Origin of the sequence: Peptoclostridium sp. AF21-18 (assembly GCF_003478825.1) — a bacterium.
In the GTDB taxonomy this organism is placed as follows: Bacteria; Bacillota; Clostridia; order Peptostreptococcales; family Peptostreptococcaceae; genus Peptacetobacter.
In genome coordinates this window covers 49089-62537 of the sequence record NZ_QUGE01000009.1, presented here as the reverse complement: position 1 = coordinate 62537, position 13449 = coordinate 49089, and the positions used below count along the sequence as shown (strand labels likewise).

Here is a 13449-nt window from a genome sequence, read left to right as displayed (position 1 = left end):
AGCCTTATAGGCGTCAAATGAAGAACCCCCAGTTTTACTGGGGGGTTCCTTTTTCGTCTAATTTAAAATAATACCCCTCTCGCTCTCCAGGCTTCGACGCCTCGTCCATTAAACTAACACATTTAAATGTTACGAGGCGTCTGTAGGTTGTCGAATTGAGAGGGGTATTTATTTTAAAATTTACTAAAGAATAATCTCTGCAAAATATTGCATACAGCCATTATTTAATAAATAGAGAATTATTTTATATAGTAGAAAAAATTCTGTTTAAAATATATAATAAATATAATGAAATAAAAATCTGCGAAACATTTAATATTAAAAATTGTGTTTGATATATAAAATTATAATGTGTATATAAATTTGTGGGGAGTAAATTTATGATAACAGTAAGAAAATTAAAATTAACGATAATTAATGATGATGAAACAAAAAGAAATGAACAATATAAATTTATAAGAGATTCACAATATGCTCAGTATCAAGGATTAAATTTGGCTATGAGTGTATTAACAAATGCTTATTTATCTGCTAATAGAGATATAAAGAGTGATTTATTTAAGGAAACTCAAAAGAACTTAAAAAACAGTAGTTCTATATTTAATGATATTCCTTTTGGAAAAGGAATAGATAGTAAATCATCTATAACACAAAAGGTGAAACAAGATTTTAGTATCGCTATAAAAAATGGATTAGCTGGAGGAGAAAGAAATATAACAAATTATAAAAGAACTTTTCCTTTAATGACTAGAGGAAGAGATTTGAAGTTTTCTTATAAAGATGATTGTTCAGATGAGATAATAATAAAATGGGTTAATAAAATAGTGTTTAAGGTTGTAATTGGTAGAAAAGATAAAAACTATTTAGAATTAATGCATACGTTAAATAAGGTGATTAATGGAGAATATAAAGTTGGTCAATCAAGCATATATTTTGATAAGAGCAATAAACTGATATTGAATTTAACTTTATATATACCAGAAAAGAAAGATGATGACGCTATAAATGGTAGGACTTTGGGGGTAGATTTAGGGATAAAATACCCAGCCTATGTATGTTTAAATGATGATACTTTTATACGCCAGCATATTGGAGAAAGCTTAGAGTTATCAAAACAAAGAGAGCAATTTAGAAACAGAAGAAAAAGATTACAACAACAATTAAAAAATGTAAAAGGTGGCAAGGGTAGAGAGAAGAAACTATCAGCTTTAGACAAAGTAGCAGTATGTGAAAGAAATTTTGTTAAAACATATAACCATACTATAAGTAAAAGGATAGTTGATTTTGCTAAGAAAAATAAATGCGAGTTTATAAATTTAGAACAATTAACTAAAGATGGATTTGATAATATAATTCTTAGCAATTGGAGTTATTATGAACTTCAAAATATGATAAAATATAAAGCAGATAGAGAAGGTATAAAAGTTAGATATGTTAATCCAGCATATACATCTCAAAAATGTAGTAAGTGTGGGTATATAGATAAAGAAAATAGACCTACTCAGGAAAAATTTAAATGTATTAAATGTGGTTTTGAGCTTAATGCGGATCATAATGCAGCTATTAATATTTCAAGATTAGAAGAATAATATTTATATAATTTTTAAATAATAATGGTTCTATAGGCGATTTAGCGTCTAAAGGTTGAGGGATAAGACAAAATGGTTAAGGTTTCGACCAACTAACTACTTATCCACTCGATAAACGGTAAAAACTCATACTAATATTCTTTATAGATAACGTGGTATGACATTCCAAGAATTATATAAATTGTCGACCTTAGATAATGTAAAATACCTAGGAGATAGACAAAATGAGATATTGCAATAGTTGGATCTGTTTTTTATCAAGAAGGACTATTTTTTACTTTGGAAAATATATGTTTATTTGTAGGTAGACAAATAGTATATCTGTATATGTTGCAATTGCTAGGTTTAATATATAACGTATTTGATTAGAACCATATTGGAATGTAAAAGACGTTTCTTATGCAGCATACAATGGAATATTAGATATTTGATTAGAACCATATTGGAATGTAAAAATATAAAGCTTTCATGGATTTCCCACTTGTCATAAATTTGATTAGAACCATATTGGAATGTAAAAATAAAGCAATCTTTAGCAGCTTGTGTAAATCCTTCTGCATTTGATTAGAACCATATTGGAATGTAAAATAAGGTAAAACTTTGGAAACGTGTTAAAACTAAAACAATTTGATTAGAACCATATTGGAATGTAAATTGTGATAAAGTTAAAATAATAGGTATAGCAAGCACAATTTGATTAGAACCATATTGGAATGTAAATGTATATCTGCTGTGCAGCTAGAAACGCAATTAATATGATTTGATTAGAACCATATTGGAATGTAAATGCAAGTGGACTTGGTGATATAACAATAGATGAAGGTATTTGATTAGAACCATACTGGAATGTAAATTATGTATTGCATATTGTTGACCAAGGTCCTATTGAATCTGACTAGAACTATTTTATGACAATTATGCAAATTAATATTTTTTAGCCAAGAAAACCAACATACGAAAGTTTTCTTGGCTATTATTTTAAATACTATTCCCTAGACTGCATTTGTTCTATTAATGACTGTTGTCTATATTTTCTAATTGACCAAGTTGCCAAAACAAACTCTAAGATAAATAGAACTAATACGAATAATCCCATATCAAATATAGGGAACTGATAAGGAAGTACTCTACCTGCAAAAGCTGCAGTACTTACTTTTCTACATGCGACTATAGAAATAGGAGTACCAACAATCACTGTAACAGTTGTTGCAGCAAACAAGTAACATAGACCTTCAGTTACATACATTTTGTAAAGTTGTTTTTCAGTTAAACCTATAGAACGTAAAATACTATTTTCTACCTTCCTAGATATTTGATTAGATAAAGTTGTATTAATTAGATTAATAACACCAAATAAGAAAATTAACCAAGATAAAATTTGTAACCCACCAAATGAAATCTCATTAACCATTTTCTCATATTCAACTTGTTCCTTAAACTTATCCAAAGATAAATTATTACTTTCTGCAACAATATTATCGAGTGCTTTTTCTACAGATTTTTCTTTTTCAGGGTCTATTACAACACTCCAAGAATAATTATAATTATCTATATTTGGAAATGCTTTATCAAAAATTGATTTTGGAGCAAAGAATTGAGTTGAGTCAGTAGCCAACTTATCATGTCCATTTGTTACTTTAAGATGATCATAAAGACCTGAAACTGTTACTGTAATAGATTTTTTATCTAAAATTAAATTCACTTTAGAACCTACCTTTATTTCTGGAAAGTGATTAGATATAAGCTTAGCTACTAAAATACTATTAGAATCAGTAGGCATTTTCCCTTCTATAAGATAGTCTTGTATTTCAGAAAATTTTTCATCAGTGATAATATCACACATTCCAGCGATACCAGAGGAAGTTTTAGAACTTGTAATCCTAGCAAAAACAGCTTGTCGATCTTTAATAACATTTGTAACTCCATCAATAGATAATATTTTTTTCTTTAAATTATCATTCAAAGGATTACCTGATGAGAAAATCTCTTGTCCTTTTCTATTTACTTTATAATTCATTAATTGTATCTCTTATATCCGTATTACATATACGTTTTATAGGATAATAAACAGCCAAAACAGAAGCTCCTACTACAAATAAGAAAATAAACACAAGTGAAGTTACAGGTAGCGTCCACTTAGCATAAGCAAAATGAGAAGAAATCAAAAAATCGTAAATAAACTTACTAATAGGCAACCCTATAACGCATCCAAGAACACATCCACACAACGAATATGTAAACGCTTCAGATGAAATCATTCTAACTATCTGCTTATTGCTAACACCTATTGCACGCATAGAGCCGTACTGCTTCATTCTTGCACTTACACTCATCGAAATACTATTCATAATATTTAGCACAGAAACAATAATAATAACTGCCAAGAATCCGTAGATAAATAGCTTAAAGGCAAGGAAAGTCGCTGATGTATCTTGATCTCTCATATCATTAAAAACATATCTATTATTTAAAAGATTTTCTATTGATATAACATCCTGTCCAGAAAATTCTCTTGAAGTTTTAATCATAACCAAAGAATAATCTGACATGCCTGTGATATTTTCAAAAGTTTTATCAGATGTGATAAATGTAACTTTTCCGTCTGAAGCTCCATCTTGAGAAAATGGATTAAGCTTTAACCTACCAGCTATCTCAAAATCTTTACCGTCAAGATATACCTTATCTCCAATATTTACGTTATTTTTATCATCTGATATTACAAGGACATAGTTGCCATTTGTAAACATTTTAGATAAATCACTGCCTTTTTCTAGTAAATCGTCTTTTTCAAGACATTCTAGGTCAAAATCACCGTATGAAATTAAATCAACTTTATCATCTACATCGAGATTTTCACCTAAATTTGTAGGAACATCAAACACACTCCTACGAGCAAATACCTTTTCAACGCCGTTTATCTTTTCTAATTTTGAGATAAGATTTCTATCTACTGAATTAGTTCCATCTTCACTTGAAATAGATAAATTATATGAATTTGAGAACTGTGGAACTAAATGTTCTACAAAATCTATTAAAACAGAAAATGATAAGAATAAAATAATGCTCAATGCAAAAGATCCAGACATAAGCCACATATTTTTCTTTCCAGATGTAGCATGATTAACACCTAAAGCTGTTTCGATTTTTAAGAAACCACTATTAATAGATTTAGGTTTGTTTTCTAAATTGGATGAATTTGTATTAACAGCGGTAATAGGTGAGATTTTAGATGCTTTTTTAGCAGGTGAGTTTGAAGAAATCAACACCGTTACAAGCCCTAAAACAACTCCACTTATTATCCCAATATAGCTAATTTTAAACATTGGTATTGTAGAAAACTCAAAACCTACAAAGTATTTCAATATCCCACATAGTACCCAAGTACACAATATCCCAAGTACTAAACCTATTGGAATACCTACCTTACACCAGTTTAAAGCTTCTAATCTTACAAATGTTTTTATCTGCTTTTTACTCATTCCTATGCAGCTCATCATTCCAAAGAACTTTATTCTTCTCACAACTGTACTATTTATACTGCTTGAAATCATAAGTATACTAGCTAAAGAAACTAATATGAATAGGAAAATAGCTACAGAGAATAGATTTTGAACAGTTGAGCTATTTTGCAATAGATAATCCATACTAAAATCGGCATGAGTAGAAGCGAGATTTTCATATTCCATTCTTACACCCATTTCAGCCATACTAAAAATAGCTGTAACCAAGAAAACAGAGCAGGTAATACACATTATTGTAAGTCTGTTTTCTCTTTTGTGAATTTTAGAAGATATAGGTATTAAACTAAGATAACTTTTCATAATTAATACCTCCCAAAATCTGTAAGAACACCGTCAGATACTTCAATTATTCTATTTGCAGCTTGTGCAATTCCATTACTGTGGGTAATCATAATAATTGTCTGTTTGTATTTTTTAGCAGCATTTTTTAATAAAGTAATAACTTCGCTGCTGTTTTTAGAGTCCAAGTTTCCAGTTGGCTCATCAGCGAGTATTAAAGCAGGTCTAGTTATTAAAGCCCTCCCAATAGCAACTCTCTGTTGTTGCCCACCAGATAACTGACTAGGAAGATGATTTCTTCTCTCGGTCAAATTTAACACAGAAAGTATTTCCTCAAGGTAGTCCATATCTGGCTTTTTATAGTCCAATAAAATAGGGAAGATTATATTCTGTTCTACAGTTAGCTCTGGAATCAAATTGAAATTTTGGAAAACAAAACCTATATTTCTTCTTCTAAAAACAGTTAGCTTTTCATTATCCATATTAAATATATCGTTTCCATCTATAAAGACTTTTCCAGATGTAGGAGTATCTATTCCACCAAGTATATTTAAAAGAGTACTTTTACCAGATCCAGACTCTCCAACTATTGCGACAAACTCTCCCTTAGAAACAGAGAATGTAGCATCTTTTAAAGCTTCTACTTTTGTATCTCCAGCACCATAAGTTTTAGAGATTGATTTAACTTCTAATAAATCCATATTTATCAACACCTCTCTTTATTTGATACTGAAAGTTTAACATCTAAACATTACTCAGATATTACTTAAATCCTACAATTTTGTAGGAATTGAAAAATTAATAGTGAATTTAGTGTAGTGACCTAAGCTACTATCAACCTCAATAGTCCCATTATGTTCTTCAATTATAGATTTTGCAAGGGGTAGACCAAGTCCTATGCCTTGAGTATCCTTAGAAAATCTACTTCTATAAAATCTCTTAAATATGTGATGTAAATCTTCTGGGTGAATTCCACTTCCATTGTCCTTTATAATAATTTGTATTATAGTTGGTAATTTTCTCCATTCAACATTGATACTGTTTTCGGATTTTGTATGGTCAAAGGAATTTTTTATAATATTTTCCAACGCTTCAATTATCCAAGACTTATCACATAAGATTTCCATATCATCTCCGGTAAATGTTAGGTATTTATTCTCTGATTTAGCTCTATATGAGAAGTCATTTTCTATGGAGTACATTATATCAGAAAGATTTTCAGAGTTTTTTTCAAAGGATAGTGTACCAGCATCAAGTTTAGTTATTTTAAGCAAGTTTTGTACTAGGTTTTCTATTCTGTCTAATTCTTTTTCTGATAGATTTGAAAACTCTTGAATTGTATCAAGTCCATCTGCTTCACCTTGAATTATTCCATTATAAATATTTAAACTAGCAATAGGGGTTTTTAGCTGATGAGATATATCAGAAATTGTATTCTTCAAAAATACTTTGGACTTTTCTTCATTTTTAACATTTGCATTTAATATTGATACTATTGAATTTATCTCATGAAATAATTTGTATATGCTGCCTTCATAATTGCAATCTATTCTAGCATCTTGGTTTCCATTTATATAAGATTGAATCTGTTTGCTTGCATTATTTATAATTTTATTCTGTTTTACAAAATATTTATAAATGAGATATATCATAAGTAAGCCCATAACCAAATAATCAGCCATTATAAATAGATAAGTATTTGATTTAATGCTAAATAATATAAAAAGAGCAGTTACATTAAATACAATTAGAGTGAAAATAAGTTTTTTAAAAAGAGAAAGCACATCTCTGTCTGATAATATATTCATCATATTTTGTTTCTTATCCATAATTTAATCACCTACATTCCATTTATATCCCATTCTTCTTATGGTTACGATATTTGTAGGATTTGAAGGATCATCCTCAATCTTTTTTCTAAGCCTTCTTATATAAACTGTAAGAGTACTATTGTCTATATAATCGTTGTTTGAATCCCAAAGTTTACCAAGTATTTGCTCTTGAGATAGGATAATATTTGGATTTTCCATAAACAAGCAAAGTAATTTATATTCTCCAGAAGTCAAATTTAAAGTTTCTCCGTTTTTTGTAACATCTCCATTTAATAAATTTACAGAAATTCCATTTGAATTAAGTACGGTATTTTTCTGATTGAAGTCATTGCTCCTACGTAGTATAGCATTTACTTTTGATAGGAAAACTGCTAATTTAAAGGGTTTTGTAATGTAATCGTCGGCACCCATATCAAGTCCCATTATTATATCTGTTTCTTCATCAGCAGCTGTTAAAAAAATTATCGGTATTTTTGAATTAAGTCGTATTTTTTCACATAACTGATATCCAGAACCGTCTGGAAGAGAAACATCAAGAATTGCTAAGTCGTATTTATTGTTTTGCCATAATTTTTCAGCTTCATCTATAGTTCTAGCATTGTCAACTTCATATCCTTGTTTTTTAAGCGCAAAGGATAATCCACTAATAAGGCTTAAATCATCTTCAACAAAGAAAATTTTACTCATAAAAATTCCTCCTAAATATTTATTAATGATTTTATTATATACTTGAAAAAATTATTAAACAATAAAGCAGATTAAAAAGAAGGGTTTTCTATAAATCTATAGAAAATTAACAATAAGGTGGTGATATTCATGAAAAAATATGACTTTATTCTTATGGATGTAAGTGGATAAAGAAGATTCTGGATAACTAGAATAGCAATATAACTATAAAGATACAATGTGAGGAAGATTTATGAATAAAAATAATGAATTTAAAGAAAATGGTTTAGCAGATGAAGCTAAAAAAGGAAAAAGACTATTTATAATAGCGATAATTTGCTTTTTAATAGCATTTGGATTTATACTTTGGGCTGCAATAGTTCAAGACAAGAATGTAAAAAATAGCGATATAATTGGGATTGTTGGATTTTTAGGATTTGGTGTAGCTTCTGTAATTGTAATGATAAAAGCATTTCCTCTAATTCTATTGTATGAAAGCGATAGAGTATGGAATGAATACGAGCAAAAGGAATTATATAAAATAAGCTTTGTAAATAGAAATACATTAGAAGAAAAATTAATAAATAAAAAATTTAAGCCGTATAACGGATACTATAAAAGAAAGAAGTTTAGCTTTTTAAATGACTCTATTACATATTATTTTAGATTTGTAGATACAAAAACAGTAAGTGGATGTGCAAAACGAGAGGTAAATGCATTTAAAAAAATTCATAAAAAAGAAAGAACAAGCTGTCTTTGTTTATTTGCATGTTTAGATGGATTAACTGACAGAGATTTACAAGATCTCAAGGATATTGGTAAAAAGTATATCGTACATGAAAATGTTCTAAATCCTCATCTGCGGGAAAATTATATAGTTGTCGCAGTAGATAAAACTACGGGAGAAGGGTATTTCATGGATATAGGAAAGAAACATAGGATATCTATATATCATCATGGATGCAAAATGATTAAAAAAATTTTATAAAACTTTAAAATATGGAAATACTGTTGCATTAATAATTAATATTTTGCAGCAGTATTTTTTTATTTTGTTATAATTTGGTTATTTTTTATTGATACTATCTAATCAAATAAAAGATATAAAATTTTGAAAGGATGGTATATATGAAAGAATTAATATTAGAAACAAAAAACTTATCAAAAGAATATAAAAATCAAAAAGCGGTAGACAACGTTTCGCTAAACATAGAAAGAAATACAATATACGGTTTATTAGGACCAAATGGAGCAGGAAAGTCTACAATTTTAAAAATGATTGTTGGTTTATTAAAGCCTACAGATGGAGAAATAATTTTTAATGGAAATATATTGGAAAGAAAAGATTTAAAATATATAGGTTCATTAATAGAGTCGCCAGCACTTTATGGGAATTTAACAGCAGAAGAAAATCTTACGGTATATACAAAATTACTCGGTATACCTAAAACTAGAATAAAAGAAGTTTTAGATATTGTAGATTTGAAAAATACAGGTAAAAAAAGAGCTTCTCAGTTTTCGATGGGAATGAAGCAGCGATTAGGGATAGCAATAGCTCTTTTAAATAATCCAAAATTATTAATCTTAGATGAACCAACAAATGGCTTGGATCCATTTGGAATACAGGAACTTAGAAATCTTATATCTTCTTTTCCTAAAAAGGGGATAACAGTTATATTATCAAGTCATATACTTTCTGAAGTATCTCAAGTTGTGGATAAAATAGCAATAATAAACGAAGGAAAGTTACTTTTTGAAGGAATGCCAGATAAGGATGAGAATTTAGAAGAGTTCTTCACAAATACAATAGTAAAAAATAAAAATATGTAAATAAAGGAGATTTATTATGAATAGAATAGAAGCAGAACTATTAAAGTATAAAAAAACTATGATGTCAAAACTAATATTGATTATACCTATATTTTTCGCAGTTTTTTCCATGGTAGTGCAAATAATAATTTCTGAAAATCCAGGAATTAAATTAGATATGGCTTCAAAAGAGAGTTGGAAGATGTTTTTGACATTATCATTTAACTTTTGGTCTTTTATATTTATTCCTATGATATCAGCTCTTTTGGCAGGATTGGTTGCAAATCAAGAAAAGAAAGTAGGAAATTACAGAGCACTTTGTTGTCATGAGATTAGACCTTTAAAAATTTGGTTCTATAAGATAATGGGGATGGTAGTGTATATGCTAATTGCAACAATAATATTTATAGCAGTAGAAGTAGTAGCAGGTTCAATAAGTGCTGTAGGAAATATATCGTTTATAAAAATATTAGTAGCTGCAATAGCTTGTTTTTTAGTATCAATATCAATTTTATCAATACAATTATTCTTTGCTACAAATTTTGGAATGATTATAAATTTAGCTGTGGGATTTGTTGGAATGTTAAGTGGTGTATTAATGGCTCCTGAAAAGTATTGGATACTTAATCCTTACTCATGGGCAACTAGACTGATGTGTCCATTGATAGGAGTTCATCCAAATGGGATAGTATTAAATCAAGGAGATCCGTTATTGAATGGTGATGTAGTTGGAATAGGGATTATCCTTTCTATGATAAGTTTTTCTATACTATTATTTATAACTGGAAAATTATTTGAGAAAAAGGAATTTAGATAAGGTACAAAAGGAGAGAAAAAATGATTAGTTTTTTAGAGGTTGAATGGTTAAAAACAAAAAGAAGTTTGATAAGGTGGATTGTATTTTTATCTCCAATAATTATCTCTGGATGTGCAGTATCATATCTAATATACAGAAAAGATATTTCAAACTATACTATCTATCAAAGTTTCTTTTCTATATGGTCTGCATGTATAATTCCGATTGGAGTAGGGATTATCACTGGATACCTAATATACGAAGAAAATTTATCTAATAGTTTTAATATAATACTTAGCAATGGGATAAATAGAAAAAAATTTTACTTGGCGAAATTTTTATTTTCAATTATTGCACAGGCTGTGTGTACATTTTTAGCTGTAATTATACTATGCTTGGGAATGAATGTATTAAATTCTAATAATTTAGATATAGCTTTATTTTTAAAAGCAAGTCTATTCAGCATTATAGGAACTCTGCCAATTATGGCAATACATTTAATAATAAGCTTTATATTTGGGATGGGAGCATCTATTGGAGCTGGAATATGTGGCTTTTTAGTAGCAACTTTAATTGGAACAACAGCTATAGGAGATAATATTTGGATGTTTGTACCCTGGTCTTATCCTGTAAAAATGAGTATGATTCCTTATATATTACAAATGAATAATACGGAACTATTAGCACAAATACAGAGTCAAATAAATTTATTATTTTTATTGAGTATAATTTTAAGTGCAATATTCTTAATAGTCGGTGTTATTTGGTATAATAATTGTGAAATAAGAGATAATCGAGGTGACTAAATTGAGTACAATTTTAATTATAGATGATGAAAAAGATTTAGTTAAATTATTGGAAAAAAAGATAAAAGAAAATGGTCATGAAGTACTTGTAGCATTTGATGGAGAAGAAGGTATAGAAAAATCAAAGTTAAATCCAGATTTAATCCTTTTAGATATAATGATGCCAAAGATAGACGGATTTGAGGTGTGTCAGAAAATAAGAGATAATGTTGTTTGCCCAATTATATTTTTGAGTGCAAGACAAAGCGAAACAGATAAGATAAGGGGATTTAATCTAGGTGGAGATGATTATATTACAAAACCATTTGGACTTAGAGAACTATTAGCAAAAATAGAGGCAAATTTAAGAAGAGAAAAAAGATCTCAATATTTGAATGAAGAAAATAAAAGAAGGAAGCTATACTTTGGGAATTTATCTTTAGATATAAAAGATAGAGTGGTTGAAGTTTGTGGTAAAGATATTCCTCTTACAAAGACAGAGTATGAAATTGTAGAGCTATTGGCATTAAATGCGGGACAAGTATTCACAAAAGAGCAGATTTATGAAAAAGTTTGGGGTTATGATAAGGACGGAGATAATACAACAGTTGTTGAGATGATAAAAAAGATAAGAAGAAAATTCTCTACAATAGATGATACAGAGCAGTATATATCTACAGTATGGGGAATAGGATATAAATGGAATAAAAGGTGAAAAATATGATAAATAGTGCATTAGATAATTCAACAAAAAAGAGAAAATCATTAGCAGCTACATTTAGACGCTCATTTGTACTTATAGTAGTGTTTAGCTTAATTTCAACAATAATCACATATCTGTTATCTATGTTATTGTTTAATTTTGCTCTTAATTCAGAAAAAATAAATCCAGCTAACTATTATGAAAATAAGATTCCAGTCATTGAGAAATATGTAGAGTCTAATGGAATAGATGTTTTAAAAAGGGATAGCGAAACGGAATTAAAGAATATTGTAAAAGGATATGATTTTTTCTATCAAGTTGTAGATATAAATAATAAAGAAAAATATACAAATTTTGATAAGAAAGTATTCAATGATAAGAGTGAATTTCAGAAATCAATTAATAAGACAATTTCAAAAAATAATTATTATGTAAATAGTATTCCTATATTTGATAAGGAAGGAAAATTAGAGGGTGCTGTTTTGATAATGTATAAAATCAGCTTGATTGCAGCTAATAGCAATAAAATTATCCTAAGATTTATTAGTATATTTATAATATTAGTTCCATTTTTATACATTATTTTATTCACTATTATCCTATCTAAAAGAATTGCTAAGAAAATTTCAAGGCCAATAAATATTTTGGTCGATGGGACAAATAAGATAAAAGAAAAGAATCTAGATTTTGATCTTGATTACGACGAAGATGATGAGCTTGGAGATTTGTGTAAGGCATTTTCGGATATGAAGGATGAGTTAAAGGATTCTTTATCAAAGCAATGGCAACTTGAACAGGATAGAGTAGAAATGGTATCTTCATTGGCTCATGATTTAAAATCTCCACTGTCTATTATAAAAATTTATTTTGAAGCGATATTGGATGATAACAATATAAACGATGATACAAAAGAGTATATTGAGGTTATAGAAAAAAATATAGATAAGAGTATATCTCTAGTCCAGCAAATGCAGTACACTTCGGAAATAGATAATTCCAAATTAGAGATAAAAGAATTAGAAATTAATATAAGAGAATTTTTGGAAGAAAAAATAGAGGAATATAAATTGAAAGCAAATCAAAAGAAGGCGAGTGTTAGTTTGTGTGTAAGTACGGATGTACCAGAAGTAATTAATGTAGATGTAGAAAAGCTTGAGAGAATATTGGATAATGTAGTATCAAATAGTATTCAATATATAGATTTTGGTGGAAAAGTAGAAGTAAGTGCTCGTTTTGAAAATGATAAAATTATTTATTCTGTAATTGATGATGGAGTAGGATTTGATAAGGAAGATATAGATAAAGCTTTTGATAAATTTTATCGTGGTGACAAAGCTAGACAAGGTGTACACTCTGGACTAGGGTTATATATTTCAAAACAGTTATGCGAGATTTTAGGTGGAGAAATAAAAATATTTAATGTAGAAAAAGGAAGCAAAATAGAATTTTCTCATAAAATATAAGATTTT

12 protein-coding genes and 1 CRISPR repeat array are annotated in these 13449 nt (G+C 28.4%); of the genes, 7 read left to right on the top strand and 5 right to left on the bottom strand.

Annotated features, from left to right (window positions below; translation table 11 throughout):
* Window positions 1-380 precede the first annotated feature (380 nt).
* The gene (locus DWX74_RS05865; RefSeq protein WP_118549138.1) at window positions 381-1589 is read left to right on the top strand and encodes an RNA-guided endonuclease InsQ/TnpB family protein; all 1209 of its coding nucleotides are present in this window, start codon (window positions 381-383) and stop codon (window positions 1587-1589) included.
* Between the two features lie 359 nt (window positions 1590-1948).
* A CRISPR array of direct repeats spans window positions 1949-2442; the repeat unit is 29 nt; unit sequence ATTTGATTAGAACCATATTGGAATGTAAA.
* A 132-nt stretch (window positions 2443-2574) separates the two neighbouring features.
* On the opposite strand, the gene DWX74_RS05860 is transcribed toward DWX74_RS05865, so the two are convergent.
* The 5 genes from DWX74_RS05860 to DWX74_RS05840 all read right to left on the bottom strand — a co-directional run bounded on the left by DWX74_RS05860 (window position 2575) and on the right by DWX74_RS05840 (window position 7908).
* Window positions 2575-3606: an ABC transporter permease gene (locus DWX74_RS05860; RefSeq protein ID WP_286164233.1), complete on the bottom strand. Its 1032-nt coding sequence runs from the start codon at window positions 3604-3606 to the stop codon at window positions 2575-2577.
* The gene (locus DWX74_RS05855; protein WP_118549137.1) at window positions 3596-5410 is read right to left on the bottom strand and encodes an ABC transporter permease; all 1815 of its coding nucleotides are present in this window, start codon (window positions 5408-5410) and stop codon (window positions 3596-3598) included. Before DWX74_RS05855 ends, DWX74_RS05860 begins: the two co-directional genes overlap by 11 nt.
* Before the next feature lie 2 nt (window positions 5411-5412).
* Window positions 5413-6090, bottom strand: a complete 678-nt coding sequence (locus tag DWX74_RS05850) for an ABC transporter ATP-binding protein (RefSeq protein ID WP_118549136.1) — start codon at window positions 6088-6090, stop codon at window positions 5413-5415.
* A gap of 72 nt (window positions 6091-6162) precedes the next feature.
* Window positions 6163-7218 (bottom strand): sensor histidine kinase, encoded by a 1056-nt coding sequence (locus tag DWX74_RS05845; protein ID WP_330415638.1) that lies wholly within the window; start codon window positions 7216-7218, stop codon window positions 6163-6165.
* Window positions 7219-7221: 3 nt separating this feature from the next.
* Window positions 7222-7908 (bottom strand): response regulator transcription factor, encoded by a 687-nt coding sequence (locus DWX74_RS05840; RefSeq protein WP_118549135.1) that lies wholly within the window; start codon window positions 7906-7908, stop codon window positions 7222-7224.
* 232 nt (window positions 7909-8140) lie between these two features.
* Between DWX74_RS05840 and DWX74_RS05835 the strand changes: the two genes are divergently transcribed.
* The 6 genes from DWX74_RS05835 to DWX74_RS05810 all read left to right on the top strand — a co-directional run bounded on the left by DWX74_RS05835 (window position 8141) and on the right by DWX74_RS05810 (window position 13443).
* Complete coding sequence (locus tag DWX74_RS05835; protein ID WP_118549134.1) at window positions 8141-8875, top strand: hypothetical protein; 735 nt, start codon at window positions 8141-8143, stop codon at window positions 8873-8875.
* Window positions 8876-9015: 140 nt separating this feature from the next.
* Complete coding sequence (locus tag DWX74_RS05830; RefSeq protein WP_118549133.1) at window positions 9016-9717, top strand: lantibiotic protection ABC transporter ATP-binding protein; 702 nt, start codon at window positions 9016-9018, stop codon at window positions 9715-9717.
* 16 nt (window positions 9718-9733) lie between these two features.
* On the top strand, window positions 9734-10513 hold the full coding sequence (locus tag DWX74_RS05825) for a lantibiotic immunity ABC transporter MutE/EpiE family permease subunit (protein WP_118549132.1): 780 nt from the start codon (window positions 9734-9736) through the stop codon (window positions 10511-10513).
* A gap of 20 nt (window positions 10514-10533) precedes the next feature.
* Complete coding sequence (locus DWX74_RS05820; protein ID WP_118549131.1) at window positions 10534-11298, top strand: lantibiotic immunity ABC transporter MutG family permease subunit; 765 nt, start codon at window positions 10534-10536, stop codon at window positions 11296-11298.
* Window positions 11291-11992: a response regulator transcription factor gene (locus DWX74_RS05815; protein ID WP_442952065.1), complete on the top strand. Its 702-nt coding sequence runs from the start codon at window positions 11291-11293 to the stop codon at window positions 11990-11992. Before DWX74_RS05820 ends, DWX74_RS05815 begins: the two co-directional genes overlap by 8 nt.
* Window positions 11993-11997: 5 nt before the next feature.
* On the top strand, window positions 11998-13443 hold the full coding sequence (locus tag DWX74_RS05810; protein WP_118549129.1) for a HAMP domain-containing sensor histidine kinase: 1446 nt from the start codon (window positions 11998-12000) through the stop codon (window positions 13441-13443).
* Window positions 13444-13449 lie beyond the last annotated feature (6 nt).